Raw genomic sequence first — 14,736 nt, forward strand, 5'->3', positions numbered from 1 at the left:
CTCGAAAAGTTGCGAGACTCTTGACGGGCTATTTTTATGTAACTTATGGTGTGTCGTGAAAGCCCGCGGATAACCGCGAGCACACAACATGGAGTTACTTTCATGATGTACGACGTGATTATCGTGGGCGGCAGCTATGCCGGCCTGTCTGCGGGCCTGCAATTGGCAAGGGCGCGGCGCCAGGTGTTGGTGATCGATGCGGGGCAGCGACGCAACCGGTTTGCCGCCACGTCCCACGGGTTTCTCGGGCAGGACGGCCAGGCGCCGGAGGTCATTGCGGCCGAAGGGCGCAGCCAGTTGATGGAGTATCCGACGGTCACGTGGGTGCAGGGCAGTGCGGTGCTGGTCAACCAGCCGGTTGAGGGGTTCAGTGTACGCACCGAACATAGCGGTACGTTTCACGCCAGACGCTTGATCCTCGCCACCGGAGTGGTGGATGAACTGCCGGCGGTCGAAGGCTTGAAAGAGCGCTGGGGTACGCGAGTGTTCCATTGTCCCTACTGCCATGGCTATGAACTGGACCAAGGCCGTATTGGCGTCCTGGCCACCTCACCCCTGGCGATGCACCACGCGCTGATGCTGCCGGACTGGGGGCCCACCACCTTGTTCACCAATGGTGTGTTTACCCCGGATGCCGAGCAACAGGCGCAGTTGGACCGACGTGGGGTCATCGTGGAAAGCGCTGGCGTGCGACGTATCAGCGGGGAGCGCGCCGACCTGGAATTGGATGATGGCAGGGTGTTCAAGCTCGACGGGATCTTCACCCTGTCCCGCACGCGCATCAGTCCGTTGGCCGAACAACTGGGCTGTGAATGGGTCGACGGCCCCACCGGGCCTTACCTGCACACCAACGACACTCGCCAGACCTCGGTGCCTGGCGTGTTTGCCTGTGGTGATGCATCCCTCGCCGCCGGGTCCGTTGCGCTGGCCGTGGGCGAGGGCGTGCGCGCCGGGGTGGGCGCACATTTCTCGTTGATCAACGCGTGAAGCCATTGCCGCCGCAGGGGCATTTTGTTCAATACCGCTGCGCGTGGGCCTTATACCGTGGAACCCTGTTTACGCCTCATCATAAAAAGGGAACCGCAATGAGCTTGATCATTTCCATGGCCGCCTTCGCCCTGGCCACATCCATCACGCCGGGACCGGTCAACGTGGTCGCCCTGAGTTCAGGGGCACGCTTCGGTTTTGTCGCCAGCCAGAAGCATGTGTTCGGCGCCGCTGTTGGCTTTACCTTGCTGTTGGTGCTGATCGGCCTGGGGCTGCACGAGGTGCTGCTGCGCTGGCCCATCCTGACCCAGTTGATCCAGTGGGGTGGGGTCGCCTTCCTGCTGTACATGGCCTGGAAACTGGCGGCGGACGACGGCCGGTTGGACGCGGACGGCGCCGCAACTGCGCCGTCGATGCTCTACGGCGCGATCATGCAATGGCTCAACCCCAAGGCCTGGCTGGCTTGTGTGGCGGGCATGGGCTTGTTTGCGGCCGATGGCGACGCGCGGCAAATCTGGTTGTTTGCCAGCCTCTACCTGGTGATCTGCTACGTGTCGGTGGCGTGCTGGGCCTATGCCGGGACCTTTCTGCGCCGCTACCTGGGCAATCCCCAGGGCGTGCGCCTGTTCAACCGCTCAATGGCCGCGTTGCTGGTGGCCAGTGTGGGTTATTTGCTGATGGCTTGAGCACCTCGCGGTATTGCCCTGGGGTGGCGGCAAAATGCTGTTTGAAGGTGCGCTGGAAGTGCGCCTGGTCGGCAAATCCCGCAGCGAGAGCCACATCGGCGATCAACTCGCCATTGCGCAGCCGGGTGCGGGCAAACTGGATGCGCTGGTTGACCAGGAAGGCATGGGGCGTCAGCCCGTAATACTGCTTGAAGGCGCGGATCAGGTACGACGGCGACAGCTCGGCGGCCAGGCAGATGTCTTCGAGTTTCAACGCCTCGGTGCAGTGCACACGGATGTACTCGGCGGCCCGTTCCAGCTTGTGGTTGACCTCGCGCATTGGTGTGGGTGAAGGGTTCAGGCGCTGCTGGACTTCGCTGAAGTAACTCACCAACGCGCTTTGCTTTTGCAGGAGCTCGGCCTGCTCATTCACCAGCATCCGGTACAACGCCAGCAAGCCGCTGTACAGCAGTGGGTCACGGGTATGCGGCGTATTGAAAGCGCGATAACCCTGGTCGGTGCTGAAGCCCAATTGGTACTGCAATTCGGTCAGCCAGGGCGTGTCGAGGTAGAGCATGTGATAGGACCATGGCTGGTCGTGGATAGGGTTGCAGGCATGCACATCGCCCGGGTTCATCAGTACCACGGTGCCGGCGCTGATCAGGAACGTATCGGCGCCGTAAAGGTAATAGCTGCGCCCGGTGGTGATCGCGCCGATGGAAAAATGCTCATGGGCGTGACGGGTATAAGTGACCTTGCGCCCGTCGGCGATGGTGCGCGCTTCGATGAACGGCAGGCGCTCGTCGCGCCAGAAGCGCGGTGCGGCGGGGCACAGGTCGGTCAGCGTCATGGGCACGACTCCAGGGCAATCAAGATCAGTAACGGATCGTTGCACAGACCCTGGCGTTTGTGTAGCCGTTGGCTTGGCAGGGGGGCACGCAGTGATCCGATTGTGCGGCACACCCACGCAGGACGTGGGCGTGCTGATCGCTCAGAGGGGCTCTGGGCACGGCACCAGAAAGGCCGCTTCCAGCAGTTGACGCGTATACGCATGCTGCGGATCAGCAAAGATCGCCTGCGCATCGCCCTGTTCCACCACCTGTCCATGCTTGACCACCATCAACTGGTGACTCAGCGCCTTCACCACCGCCAGGTCATGGCTGATGAACAGGTAGGTCAGGTTGTACTTGGCCTGCAGGCTGCGCAGCAGTTCCACGACCTGGCGTTGTACCGTGCGGTCCAGCGCCGAGGTCGGTTCGTCCAGCAGGATCAGGCGCGGCTTGAGTACCAGCGCGCGGGCGATGGCGATGCGTTGGCGTTGGCCGCCGGAAAATTCGTGGGGGTAGCGATGGCGGGACTCCGGGTCCAGGCCCACCTCCTTGAGCGCCGCGATAATCGCCGCTTCCTGCTCGGCCGGCGTGCCCATTTTGTGAATGCGCAGGCCTTCGCCGACGATCTCGCTGACGCACATGCGTGGGCTCAGGCTGCCGAACGGGTCCTGGAACACCACCTGCATTTCCCGGCGTAACGGGCGCACCTGTTGCTGGGTCAGCTTGTCCAGTTGCTGGCCTTCAAAGCGGATCCCGCCCTTGCTGGCGATCAAGCGCAAGATCGCCAGGCCCAGGGTGGATTTGCCCGAGCCGCTTTCGCCGACGATGCCCAGCGTCTGGCCCTGGGGCAGGCTGAAGTTGATGCCGTCCACCGCCTTGACGTAATCGACGGTGTTGCGCAAAAAACCCTTCTTGATCGGGAACCAGACTTTCAGGTCATCGACTTCCAGCAACGGCGGCCCGACCTCGTTGGTGGCCGGCCCACCGCTGGGTTCCGCCGCCAGCAGTTCCTGGGTGTAAGGGTGCTGGGGCGACTGGAACAGCGTCTCGCATTCCGCCTGCTCGACGATGCAACCTTGCTGCATCACGCACACGCGGTGAGCAATGCGCCGCACCAGGTTCAGGTCATGGCTGATCAACAGCAGGGCCATGCCCAAGCGCGCCTGCAACTCCTTGAGCAGTTCCAGGATCTTCAACTGCACAGTGACATCAAGGGCGGTGGTGGGCTCATCCGCGATCAACAGTTCCGGCTCATTGGCCAGGGCCATGGCGATCATCACCCGCTGGCGCTGGCCGCCCGACAGTTCGTGGGGCAGGGCCTTGAGCCGTTTGTGCGGCTCGGGGATGCCCACCAGTTCCAGCAGTTCAAGCGTGCGCCGGGTCGCGACCTTGCCGGTCAGGCCCTTGTGCAGGCCGAGCACTTCGTTGATCTGCTTTTCGATGCAGTGCAGCGGGTTCAACGAGGTCATCGGCTCCTGGAAGATCATCGCGATGCGGTTGCCGCGAATATGCCGCAGGGTCTTTTCCTTGAGGGTCAGTAGGTCTTGCCCGGAATAGGCGATGGTGCCGGACGGGTGCCGGGCGAGCGGGTAGGGCAGAAGGCGCAGGATCGAGTGCGCGGTCACCGATTTGCCGGAGCCGCTTTCGCCGACCAGGGCCAGGGTTTCGCCGCGCTTGATATCGAAGCTGACGTTGTTGACCACGCGGTGGTGATGCTCGCCCGTGACGAACTCGACGGAGAGGTCGCGGATTTCGATCAGATTGTCCTGATTCATCTCATTTCCTCGGGTCGAAGGCATCGCGAGCGGACTCGCCGATAAACACCAGCAAACTCAACATGATTGCCAGCACGGCAAACGCGCTCATGCCCAGCCAGGGCGCTTGCAGGTTGGATTTGCCCTGGGCCACCAGCTCGCCCAGCGAAGGCGAACCGGCCGGCAGGCCAAAGCCGAGGAAATCCAGGGCAGTCAGGGTGCCGATGGCGCCAGTGAGGATGAACGGCATGAACGTCATGGTCGAGACCATGGCATTGGGCAGGATATGGCGGAACATGATCGCGCCGTTCTGCATCCCCAGGGCCCTGGCCGCGCGCACATATTCGAGGTTGCGCCCGCGCAGGAACTCGGCGCGCACCACATCCACCAGGCTCATCCAGGAAAACAGCAGCATGATCCCCAGCAGCCACCAGAAGTTGGGCTGCACGAAGCTGGCAAGGATGATCAGCAGGTACAGCACCGGCAAGCCGGACCAGATTTCCAGGAAGCGCTGCCCGGCCAGGTCGACCCAGCCGCCATAGAAGCCCTGCAAGGCCCCGGCGATCACGCCGATGATCGAGCTGAGCACGGTCAACGTCAGGGCAAACAGCACCGACACACGGAAGCCATAGATCACCCGCGCGAGCACATCGCGGCCTTGGTCGTCGGTGCCCAGCAGGTTGACGCTCGAAGGCGGCGCGGGAGCCGGTACCTTCAGGTCGTAGTTGATGCTCTGGTAGCTGAACGGGATCGGCGCCCACAAGGTCCAGGCGTCCTTGGCCTTGAGCAGTTCCTGGATATACGGGCTCTTATAGTTGGCCTCCAGCGGGAATTCGCCGCCGAAGGTGGTTTCCGGGTAGCGCTTGAGCGCCGGGAAATACCAGTCGCCGTCGTAGTGCACTGCCAGTGGCTTGTCGTTGGCGATCAGCTCGGCGCCCAGGCTCAGCCCGAACAAAATCAGGAACAGCCACAGCGACCACCAGCCGCGCTTGTTGGCCTTGAACCGCTCGAACCGGCGGCGATTGAGGGGGGACAGGTTCATCTCAATGCTCCCGGCTGGCGAAGTCGATACGCGGATCGACCAGGGTGTAGGTGAGGTCGCCGATGAGTTTCACCACCAGCCCCAGCAGGGTGAAGATAAACAGCGTGCCGAACACCACCGGGTAGTCGCGGTTGATCGCCGCTTCAAAGCTCATCAGGCCCAGGCCGTCGAGGGAGAAGATCACTTCCACCAGCAACGAGCCGGTGAAGAAAATCCCGATGAACGCCGACGGGAACCCGGCGATCACCAGCAGCATCGCGTTACGGAACACATGGCCGTAGAGCACGCGGTGGTTGGTCAGGCCCTTGGCCTTGGCGGTGATCACGTATTGCTTGTTGATCTCGTCGAGAAAGCTGTTTTTGGTCAGCAGCGTCATGGTCGCGAAGTTGCCGATCACCAGTGCGGTGATGGGCAGCGCCAGGTGCCAGAAGTAGTCGAGCACCTTGCCGCCCCAGCTCAACTCATCGAAGTTGTTGGACGTGAGCCCGCGCAAGGGGAACCAATCGAAATAGCTGCCGCCGGCAAACACCACGATCAGCAGGATCGCAAACAGGAACGCCGGGATCGCATAGCCGACGATGATTGCCGAACTGGTCCATACATCGAAGTGGCTGCCGTGTCGCGTGGCCTTGGCGATCCCCAGCGGGATCGACACCAGGTACATGATCAATGTGCTCCATAACCCCAGGGAGATGGACACCGGCATCTTCTCCTTGATCAGGTCGATGACCTTGGCGTCACGGAAGAAGCTGTCGCCGAAATCCAGCCGGGCGTAGTTCTTGACCATGATCCACAAGCGTTCCGGCGCCGACTTGTCAAAGCCGTACATCTTTTCGATTTCCTTGATCAGCGCCGGGTCCAGGCCCTGGGCGCCACGGTAGCTGCTGGAACCGGCCACCGAGACTTCGGCACCGCCGCCGGCAATGCGGCTGGTGGCACCTTCAAAGCCTTCGAGCTTGGCGATCATCTGTTCCACCGGGCCACCGGGGGCGGCCTGGATGATGATGAAGTTGATCAGCAGGATCCCGAACAGTGTCGGGATGATCAGCAACAGGCGGCGAACAATATAGGCCAGCATTTAATCGCCTCCGCTCGCCGGATCGGCGCTCGTGTTTGTGTTCGCGTCTGAGGTGACGGCAGGTTTTACGTTGGGTTTTGCCCACCAGGTGGCGGTGCCCACGTCATAGCGCGGCGGGGTTTTCGGATGGCCGAGATGGTCCCAGTACGCCACGCGGAAGGTCTTGATGTGCCAGTTGGGGATCACGTAGTAGCCGAACTGCAGCACACGGTCCAGGGCCTTGGCATGGGCGATCAGGCTTTTGCGCGAGTCGGCGTCGATCAGTTCTTCCACCAGTTGGTCGACCGCTGGGTCCTTGAGGCCCATGTAGTTGCGGCTGCCGGGCTTGTCGGCGCTGGAAGACTTCCAGAATTCCCGCTGCTCGTTACCCGGCGAGGTGGATTGCGGGAAGCTGCCCACCACCATGTCGAAGTCCCGCGAGCGGATACGGTTGACGAACTGCGAGACGTCCACCCGGCGGATCACCAGGTCGATACCGAGGTCGGCCAGGTTGCGCTTGAAGGGCAGCAGGATGCGTTCGAACTCGGTCTGTGCCAGCAGGAACTCGATGGTCACCGGTTTGCCCGTGGTGTCGACCATCTTGTCGTCGACGATGCGCCAGCCGGCTTCCTGCAGCAGTTGGTAGGCCTCACGCTGCTGGGTGCGGATCATGCCGCTGCCGTCGGTCTTGGCCGGCTCGAAGGCCTGGGTGAAGACTTCGGCCGGGATCTTGTCGCGCAGCGGCTCGAGGATCTTCAGCTCATCCGGGCCAGGCAGGCCGGTGGCGGCCATTTCAGAGTTTTCGAAGTAACTGCGGGTGCGGGTGTAGGCGCCGTTGAACAGCTGTTTGTTGCTCCACTCGAAATCCAGCAACAGGCTGATGGCCTTGCGCACGCGCACGTCCTGGAACATCGCCTTGCGCGTATTGAACACAAAACCTTGCATGCCCGTCGGGTTGCCGTTGGGGATTTCTTCCTTGATCAAGCGACCCTCGGTCACGGCCGGAATGTTGTAGGCGTTGGCCCAGTTCTTGGCGCTGAATTCCAACCAGTAGTCGAACTGCCCGGCCTTCAACGCTTCCAGGGACACGGTGCTGTCGCGGTAGTAGTCGGTGATGCGGTTATCGAAATTGTAGAAACCCTTGGTGATCGGCAGGTCCTTGGCCCAGTAGTCCTTGACCCGCTCGTAGCGGATCATGCGCCCGGCCTTGACCTCGGCCACCTTGTACGGCCCGCTGCCCAGCGGCACCTCCAGGTTGCCCTTGGCGAAGTCCCGCGTGGCCCACCAATGCTTGGGCAGCACCGGCAGTTGCCCGAGGATCAGCGGCAATTCGCGGTTGTTGGTGCGCTTGAACTTGAACAGCACCCGCAGCGGGTCTTCGGCGACCACTTCATCGACATCGGCGTAGTAGGTGCGGTAGATCGGTGAGCCTTCCTTCATCAGTTCCTGGAAGGTGAACACCACGTCTTCGGCGCGGATCGGGTGGCCGTCGTGGAAACGCGCTTCGGGGCGCAGGTAGAAACGTACCCAGCTGTTGTCCGGGGCTTTTTCGATCTTGCCGGCGACCAGGCCATATTCGGTGATGGGTTCGTCCAGGCTCTGCATGGCCAGGGTGTCGTAGATCAGGCTGACATTGTCGGCCGGCACGCCCTTGCTGATAAACGGGTTGAGGCTGTCGAAGCCGCCCATGCTCGACTCGCGGAAGGTGCCGCCCTTGGGCGCATCCGGGTTGACATAGTCGAAGTGCTTGAAGTCGGCGGGGTATTTCGGCGGCTCGTTGTACAGCGTCAGCGCGTGTTGCGGGGCGGCGTGGGCCGTGGTGCACAGCAGCAGGCTGCCGAGCAGTGCGTTGCGCAAATACATCATTGGGCTTTCTCCGAAGCTTTCAGCCACCACGCACTCAGGCCCAGGCTATAGGGCGGCGTGGTGACAAAGGCGAACCGGTTACGGTACGCCAGGCGATGATAGTTGAGGTACCAGTTGGGAATGCTGTAGTGCTGCCACAGCAGCACCCGGTCCAGGGCGCGGCCGGCGGCCAGTTGTTCTTCGCGGGTCTGCGCCGCCAGCAGTTGTTCGAGCAGGTGATCGACGATGGGATTGGCGATGCCCGCATAGTTCTTGCTGCCCTTGATCGCGGCCTGGCTGGAGTGGAAGTACTGCCACTGTTCGAGGCCGGGGCTCAAGGTCTGGTTGAGGGTGATCAGGATCATGTCGAAGTCGAATTGATCCAGGCGTTGCTTGTACTGCGCGCGGTCGACGGTGCGCAGGCGCGCGTCGATGCCGATGCTGATCAGGTTCTCGACATAGGGCTGCAGGATGCGCTCCAGGTTCGGGTTGACCAGCAGGATCTCGAAGCGCAGCGGTTGCCCGTCCTTGTTGAGCAGGCGTTGGCCCGACAACTTCCAGCCGGCTTCGCCGAGCAGCGTAAGGGCATGGCGCAGGGTTTCGCGGGGGATGCCGCGCCCATCGGTCTGGGGCAGGCTGAAGGCTTGGGTAAACAGGTTGGGCGGTAGCTGCTCGCGGTAGGGGGAGAGCATCAGCCATTCATGGCCGGTTGGAACCCCGGTCGCGGCGAATTCGCTGTTGGGGTAGTAGCTGAGCGTGCGTTTGTAGGCGCTGCTGAACAGGGTGCGGTTGGTCCACTCGAAGTCGAACATCAGCCCCAGGGCTTCCCGCACCTTGGTCTGGCCGAAGGTTGGCCGGCGCGTGTTCATGAACAGGCCCTGGCTCTGGGTCGGGATCTGGTGGGCGATCTGCGCCTTGATCACCTCGCCACGGTTGATCGCCGGGAAGTTGTAGCCATTGGCCCAGTTCTTGGCCTGGTGTTCGATGTAAATATCGAACTCGCCGGCCTTGAACGCTTCGAAGGCCACGTCGCTGTCGCGGTAGAACTCCACTTCGACCTTGTCGTAGTTATAGAAGCCCTGGTTGACCGGCAAGTCCTTGCCCCAGTAATCCTTGACCCGTTCGAACACCAACTGGCGCCCTGGAGTGACTTTGCTGATGCGGTACGGCCCGCTGCCCAGGGGCGGTTCGAAGGTGGTTGCCTTGAAGTCGCGGTTTTTCCAATAGTGCTGGGGCAATACCGGCAACTCGCCCAGGCGCAGGATCAGCAACGGGTTGCCGGCGCGCTTGAACACAAAGCGGATGCGGTGACGGTTGAGGATGTCCACCCGCGCCACTTCCTGCAGGTTGGTGCGGTACTGCGGGTGGCCTTCAGTCAGCAGGGTGCGATAGGAAAACGCCACGTCATACGCGGTGATCGGCTTGCCATCATGGAAGCGCGCTTGCGGACGCAGGTTGAACACCACCCAACTGCGGTCCTCGCTGTATTCCACCGACTGGGCAATCAGCCCATAGCTGGAGGTCGGTTCATCGCCGGACGGCGCGTACTGACCGGTGCCGACCATCAACGGCTCATTCAGCTCATTGACGCCGTATTGCAGGAAATTAGGCGTGGAAACCGGGCTTGAGCCCTTGAACGTGTAGGGGTTGAGGGTATCGAAAGTGCCAAATGCCATGACCCGCAAGGTCCCGCCTTTCGGCGCTGCAGGGTTTACCCAATCGAAGTGGGTGAATTTGGCCGGGTACTTGAGCGTGCCGAACTGCGTATAACCGTGGCTCTCGGTAATCGTCGCGTTCGCACCAAAGCTCAAGGCCAGACTTATTAATAGAAGGAGGGGACGCTTCAAGTAAGGGATCCGATCCAGGCGGCTTGGGCTTTATGATCGGTACAGTAACAGCTTGTTCCGGTTGGAAAAAGCTGGTTGGGATGATGTAGATCCAATGTGGGAGGGGGCTTGCCCCCGATAGCGGTGTATCAGCCAGTGAATGTGGTGGCTGACACACTGCTATCGGGGGCAAGCCCCCTCCCACATTGGTTCTCCAGGGTTCTTGAAGCCTTAGCGCGGCCCGGAAACCACCAGCATCTGCCCCGGCTTCAGCGCCTGGCCAGTACGCGGGTTCCAACGCTTGAGATGTTGCATCTCGACGTTGAAGCGCTTGGCGACGATGTACAGCGAATCGCCTTTCTTGACCTTGTACTGCACCGGTTTCTTGCTGTCGGCCTTGGCCACCAGCTTGCGGGTGTCCTGCATCACCAGGGTCTGGCCGACCTTGAGGGCCTGGCCGTTGAGCTTGTTCCAGCGCTGAAGGTCGTGCACGTCGACCTTGTTCGCCTTGGCGATCAGCGTGAGGTTGTCGCCATTGCGCACCTTGTAGCTGCGGGTACGGCCGGCCACCCGTGCGGTCTCAACTTCGTCGAACACCTGCTTTTTCGGGCGCATCGCCAGCAACTCTTCCGGCTTCATCGTCGAAAGAGTGCTGGTGAGCAATTGCGCCTTGGAGCTCGGTACCAGCAGGTGCTGCGGGCCATCCAGGGTGGTGCGTTGCTTGAGCGCCGGGTTGAGCTGGAACAGTTCGTCTTCGTCGATCTCGGCCAGCGCGGCAACCCGTGACAGGTCCATGCTTTGCTTGACTTCAACCACTTCGAAGTACGGCGTGTTGGCAATCGGGTTCAGGTTGACGCCATAGGCCTCGGGGGCCAGCACTACCTGGGACAACGCCAGGAACTTGGGCACGTAGTCCTTGGTTTCCTGGGGCAGGGGCAGGTTCCAGTAGTCGGTGGGCAGGCCAAGCTTCTCGTTGCGCTCGATGGCCCGGCTCACTGTGCCTTCGCCGGCGTTATAGGCAGCCAGGGCCAGCAACCAGTCGCCGTTGAACATGTCGTGCAGACGGGTCAGGTAGTCCAGGGCGGCGGTGGTGGAGGCGGTGATGTCGCGGCGGCCGTCGTAGGCGCGGGTCTGGCGCAGGTTGAAGTAGCGCCCGGTGGAGGGAATGAACTGCCACAAGCCGACCGCATCGCTGCGCGAATAGGCCATCGGGTTGTAGGCACTTTCGATCACTGGCAGCAGCGCCAGCTCCAGGGGCATGTTGCGTTCTTCAAGGCGCTCGACGATGTAATGAATGTAGAGGCTGCCGCGTTCACCGGCGTTCTCCAGGAAGGAGGGGTTGCTGGCGAACCACAGGCGCTGTTGCTCGATGCGCGGGTTAACGCCCACGTTGTCCTGCAATTGAAAGCCCCGGCGCATGCGTTCCCAGACGTCCTGGGGGACTTCAGGGCTGGGTTTCTCCGAGAGCCAGAGGGGTTTTTGCTTGATTTTGGCGGCAAGATTGGGTTTGGGTTGCACGGTGGATTGTGCAGCGAAATTTGTCGATTGGCAGCCCGCCAGTGTTGCGGACACAGCCACCGCCACAGCTTGAGCCAGGCGGGTCAATGCGTCTGAATGGTTGGATTTACGAATAGATGACGACATTGGCTGGAAGTAAGTTCCGGGCAAAAATGTCGGGCGATTCTAGAAAGCGCTTTGGTTCCGGTCAACCATTCAGAAATTACGTATCAGATTGCGTCGTCTTAGAACTTATCTTTCCACGCCCTCAAGCTAGCAAACACCTCGGCCCCAGAGCGGTTGTCGCGGCCATTCCGTTCGTCCGCTTTTTGTTTAACGGATGTTTCAGAGGTGCGCAGGAAGGGGTTGGTGCGCTTTTCCAGGGCCAGGTTGGAAGGCAGTGTTATCTCGCCGCGGGCCCGCAGTTGACGGACGTTTTCCACCCGTTCGGAGATGTCGGTATTCTGCGGTTCCACCGCCTGGGCAAACTTGAGGTTACTTTGTGTGTATTCGTGGGTGCAGTACACCAAGGTGTCGGCGGGCAGGGCGGCCAGGCGCTCGAGGGAGATGTACATCTGCTCCGGCGTGCCTTCGAACAGGCGACCACAGCCGGCGGCGAACAGGGTGTCGCCACAGAACAGCACGCCCTGGTGATAGAAGGCGATATGGCCCAGGGTATGGCCGGGCACGGCATAGACGTCGAAGTTCCAGCCCAGCACGCTGATGCGGTCGTTATCCTGCAGGGCGATGTCCCGCGCCGGGATCGTCTCGTTGGCCGGGCCATACACCTTGGCGTCGGTCACACGCTTGAGTTGCTCGACGCCACCGACATGATCGTGGTGATGGTGGGTGATCAGGATGTCGCTGAGGGTCCACGTCGGGTTTTGCTTGAGCCAGGCCAGTACCGGCGCGGCATCGCCGGGATCGACCACGGCACAACGTTGGGTTTGCTGGTCCTGCAACAACCAGATGTAGTTGTCGGTAAAGGCGGGCAGGGCACTGATCTGTATCATTCTTCGATTCGCCAAGCTGAACACATTGGTGCATCTTAGAACGTCTAGGCGAGTTGGAGAATGCAATGACTGATAAAGCGTTCGCCCAGGCCGATCCTGAGTGGCTGGCCCTGATCAGCGCGGCCCGTGAATGGCTGTCCGGGCCCATCGGGCAATTTCTGCTGGATGAAGAACGGCACATGCTCGAAGACGAGTTGGGCCGTTTCTTTGGCGGCTACCTGGTGCATTACGGCCCGTCGGCCCAGACCCCACCCGCCGCGCCCCAGGTGCAACGCAATGTGCGCCTGGGCGCGCCGTTGCCGGGGGTGGAGATTGTCTGCGAGGAACAGGCATGGCCCTTGAGTGAACACGCCGCGGATGTGGTGGTGTTGCAGCATGGCCTGGATTTCTGCCTGTCGCCCCACGGTTTGCTGCGCGAAGCGGCGAGCAGCGTGCGCCCTGGTGGCCATTTGCTGATTATCGGTATCAACCCGTGGAGCAGTTGGGGCCTGCGCCATGTGTTCGCCCATGATGGCCTGCGCCAGGCGCGCTGCATCTCGCCATCACGGGTGGGGGACTGGCTGAACCTGCTGGGCTTCGCGCTGGAGAAACGCCGCTTCGGGTGCTATCGTCCGCCGCTTGCCTCGGCCAAGTGGCAGGGCCGCCTGGCCGGCTGGGAACGCCGCGCAGGGGCTTGGCAATTGTCGGGTGGCGGCTTCTATTTATTAGTGGCGCGCAAGATTGTGGTCGGCCTGCGGCCGGTGCGCCAGGTGCTGCGCCAGCCCATGGGCAAGCTGGTGCCGATGCCAATGGCCAAGGTCAACCGCAAGCAAAGCGAACCGTAAAACCTTTTTTGATTTCAGACCGAGCAACCGATGACTGACAGCGTAGAACTCTTCACCGATGGCGCCTGCAAGGGCAACCCGGGCCCCGGCGGCTGGGGCGCCTTGCTGGTGTGCAAAGGCGTCGAGAAGGAACTGTGGGGCGGCGAAGCCAACACCACCAACAACCGCATGGAACTGATGGGCGCCATTCGCGGCCTGGAAGAGCTCAAGCGCCGCTGCAACGTGCTGCTGGTGACCGACTCGCAATACGTGATGAAAGGCATCAACGAGTGGATGGTCAACTGGAAGAAGCGCGGTTGGAAGACCGCGGCCAAGGAGCCGGTCAAGAATGCCGACCTGTGGCAATTGCTCGATGAGCAATGCAACCGCCATGACATCACCTGGAAATGGGTGCGCGGGCACATCGGCCACCCGGGTAACGAGCGCGCCGACCAGCTTGCCAATAGAGGCGTGGACGAAGTGCGGGGCTACAAGCAGAGCTGATGCCGGCTCACGTGTTAACATCACGCCCCTGACTCACACCACACTGCACACCACACCGTTGAGAGCTGAACCCTGATGGCCATCCGATCTGTTGTACTCGATACCGAAACCACCGGCATGCCGGTGACCGACGGCCACCGGATCATTGAAATCGGCTGTGTCGAACTCATGGGTCGGCGCCTCACCGGTCGTCACTTCCACGTCTACCTGCAACCGGACCGCGACAGCGACGAAGGCGCCATCGGCGTCCACGGCATCACCGACGAGTTCCTCAAGGGCAAGCCGCGTTTCGCCGAAGTGGCCGATGAGTTCTTCGAATTCATCAACGGCGCCCAGTTGATCATCCATAACGCGGCGTTCGACGTCGGCTTCATCAATAACGAATTTGCCCTGATGGGGCAGACGGATCGCGCGGACATTTCCCAGCACTGCTCGATCCTCGACACCTTGATGATGGCTCGTGAGCGTCATCCGGGCCAGCGCAACAGCCTCGATGCCTTGTGCAAGCGTTATGGCGTCGACAACTCCGGCCGTGAACTCCACGGTGCCTTGCTCGACTCCGAGATTCTCGCCGACGTTTACCTGACCATGACCGGCGGGCAGACCAGCCTGTCCCTGGCCGGGAATGCCTCCGACGGCAGTGGCTCGGCGGAAGGCTCGGGCAACCGCCCTTCGGAAATCCGCCGCCTGCCGGCCGATCGCAAGCCCACGACCATCATCCGCGCCAGCGAGCAGGATATGGCCGAGCATGTGGCGCGCTTGGAAGCCATCGCCAAGTCGGCGGGTGCGCCGGCGTTATGGACCCAGTTAACACAGCAATAGCCCGGCGAGGGTACGATCAAAATGTGGGAGGGGGCTTGCCCCGATAGCGGTGTATCAGCCAATCAACTATGAGCTGACATACCGTCATCGG

General features: G+C 61.6%; 13 protein-coding genes. 5 read left to right on the forward strand and 8 right to left on the reverse strand.

Annotation, left to right across the window (positions count from 1 at the left end):
- Positions 1 to 102 precede the first annotated feature (102 nt).
- Together FIV39_RS13525 and FIV39_RS13530 are read left to right on the forward strand one after the other, a co-directional pair.
- On the forward strand, positions 103 to 987 hold the full coding sequence (locus FIV39_RS13525) for an NAD(P)/FAD-dependent oxidoreductase (protein ID WP_090405379.1): 885 nt from the start codon (positions 103 to 105) through the stop codon (positions 985 to 987).
- Between the two features lie 98 nt (positions 988 to 1,085).
- A complete protein-coding gene (locus tag FIV39_RS13530; protein WP_090405376.1) occupies positions 1,086 to 1,673 on the forward strand; it encodes a LysE family translocator in 588 nt (195 codons plus the stop codon).
- Here FIV39_RS13530 and FIV39_RS13535 read toward each other — a convergent pair.
- From FIV39_RS13535 to gloB, 8 genes are all read right to left on the reverse strand, one after another.
- The gene (locus tag FIV39_RS13535; RefSeq protein ID WP_090405374.1) at positions 1,615 to 2,502 is read right to left on the reverse strand and encodes an AraC family transcriptional regulator; all 888 of its coding nucleotides are present in this window, start codon (positions 2,500 to 2,502) and stop codon (positions 1,615 to 1,617) included. The genes FIV39_RS13530 and FIV39_RS13535 overlap by 59 nt on opposite strands.
- A gap of 141 nt (positions 2,503 to 2,643) precedes the next feature.
- Positions 2,644 to 4,257, reverse strand: a complete 1,614-nt coding sequence (locus FIV39_RS13540) for an ABC transporter ATP-binding protein (RefSeq protein WP_090405371.1) — start codon at positions 4,255 to 4,257, stop codon at positions 2,644 to 2,646.
- Position 4,258: 1 nt separating this feature from the next.
- On the reverse strand, positions 4,259 to 5,278 hold the full coding sequence (locus FIV39_RS13545; protein WP_053134921.1) for an ABC transporter permease: 1,020 nt from the start codon (positions 5,276 to 5,278) through the stop codon (positions 4,259 to 4,261).
- A gap of 1 nt (position 5,279) precedes the next feature.
- On the reverse strand, positions 5,280 to 6,356 hold the full coding sequence (locus tag FIV39_RS13550) for a microcin C ABC transporter permease YejB (RefSeq protein ID WP_027606500.1): 1,077 nt from the start codon (positions 6,354 to 6,356) through the stop codon (positions 5,280 to 5,282).
- The gene (locus FIV39_RS13555) at positions 6,357 to 8,201 is read right to left on the reverse strand and encodes an extracellular solute-binding protein (RefSeq protein WP_090405368.1); all 1,845 of its coding nucleotides are present in this window, start codon (positions 8,199 to 8,201) and stop codon (positions 6,357 to 6,359) included.
- Positions 8,198 to 10,027, reverse strand: coding sequence for an extracellular solute-binding protein (locus tag FIV39_RS13560; protein WP_090405364.1), 1,830 nt, complete (start codon positions 10,025 to 10,027; stop codon positions 8,198 to 8,200). Before FIV39_RS13560 ends, FIV39_RS13555 begins: the two co-directional genes overlap by 4 nt.
- Before the next feature lie 210 nt (positions 10,028 to 10,237).
- Positions 10,238 to 11,650: a lytic transglycosylase domain-containing protein gene (locus tag FIV39_RS13565; RefSeq protein ID WP_090405361.1), complete on the reverse strand. Its 1,413-nt coding sequence runs from the start codon at positions 11,648 to 11,650 to the stop codon at positions 10,238 to 10,240.
- A 98-nt stretch (positions 11,651 to 11,748) separates the two neighbouring features.
- The gene (gloB, locus tag FIV39_RS13570) at positions 11,749 to 12,516 is read right to left on the reverse strand and encodes a hydroxyacylglutathione hydrolase (protein ID WP_090405358.1); all 768 of its coding nucleotides are present in this window, start codon (positions 12,514 to 12,516) and stop codon (positions 11,749 to 11,751) included.
- A 65-nt stretch (positions 12,517 to 12,581) separates the two neighbouring features.
- Here gloB and FIV39_RS13575 point away from each other — a divergent pair, with 65 nt between their 5' ends.
- From FIV39_RS13575 to dnaQ, 3 genes are all read left to right on the forward strand, one after another.
- On the forward strand, positions 12,582 to 13,340 hold the full coding sequence (locus FIV39_RS13575; protein ID WP_090405355.1) for a class I SAM-dependent methyltransferase: 759 nt from the start codon (positions 12,582 to 12,584) through the stop codon (positions 13,338 to 13,340).
- A gap of 30 nt (positions 13,341 to 13,370) precedes the next feature.
- A complete protein-coding gene (gene rnhA, locus FIV39_RS13580; RefSeq protein ID WP_003173571.1) occupies positions 13,371 to 13,823 on the forward strand; it encodes a ribonuclease HI in 453 nt (150 codons plus the stop codon).
- Positions 13,824 to 13,904: 81 nt separating this feature from the next.
- On the forward strand, positions 13,905 to 14,645 hold the full coding sequence (dnaQ, locus tag FIV39_RS13585) for a DNA polymerase III subunit epsilon (protein WP_167361152.1): 741 nt from the start codon (positions 13,905 to 13,907) through the stop codon (positions 14,643 to 14,645).
- The last annotated feature ends 91 nt before the right edge of the window (positions 14,646 to 14,736 follow it).

The organism is Pseudomonas grimontii (assembly GCF_007858185.1).
In the GTDB taxonomy this organism is placed as follows: domain Bacteria; phylum Pseudomonadota; class Gammaproteobacteria; order Pseudomonadales; family Pseudomonadaceae; genus Aquipseudomonas; species Aquipseudomonas grimontii.

Coding starts and splice junctions, on each gene's coding strand:
- FIV39_RS13525 (WP_090405379.1), top strand. CDS start 103: ATGATGTACGACGTGATTATCGTGGGCGGCAGCTATGCCGGCCTGTCT.
- FIV39_RS13530 (WP_090405376.1), top strand. CDS start 1,086: ATGAGCTTGATCATTTCCATGGCCGCCTTCGCCCTGGCCACATCCATC.
- FIV39_RS13535 (WP_090405374.1), bottom strand. CDS start 2,502: ATGACGCTGACCGACCTGTGCCCCGCCGCACCGCGCTTCTGGCGCGAC.
- FIV39_RS13540 (WP_090405371.1), bottom strand. CDS start 4,257: ATGAATCAGGACAATCTGATCGAAATCCGCGACCTCTCCGTCGAGTTC.
- FIV39_RS13545 (WP_053134921.1), bottom strand. CDS start 5,278: ATGAACCTGTCCCCCCTCAATCGCCGCCGGTTCGAGCGGTTCAAGGCC.
- FIV39_RS13550 (WP_027606500.1), bottom strand. CDS start 6,356: ATGCTGGCCTATATTGTTCGCCGCCTGTTGCTGATCATCCCGACACTG.
- FIV39_RS13555 (WP_090405368.1), bottom strand. CDS start 8,201: ATGATGTATTTGCGCAACGCACTGCTCGGCAGCCTGCTGCTGTGCACC.
- FIV39_RS13565 (WP_090405361.1), bottom strand. CDS start 11,650: ATGTCGTCATCTATTCGTAAATCCAACCATTCAGACGCATTGACCCGC.
- gloB (WP_090405358.1), bottom strand. CDS start 12,516: ATGATACAGATCAGTGCCCTGCCCGCCTTTACCGACAACTACATCTGG.
- FIV39_RS13575 (WP_090405355.1), top strand. CDS start 12,582: ATGACTGATAAAGCGTTCGCCCAGGCCGATCCTGAGTGGCTGGCCCTG.
- rnhA (WP_003173571.1), top strand. CDS start 13,371: ATGACTGACAGCGTAGAACTCTTCACCGATGGCGCCTGCAAGGGCAAC.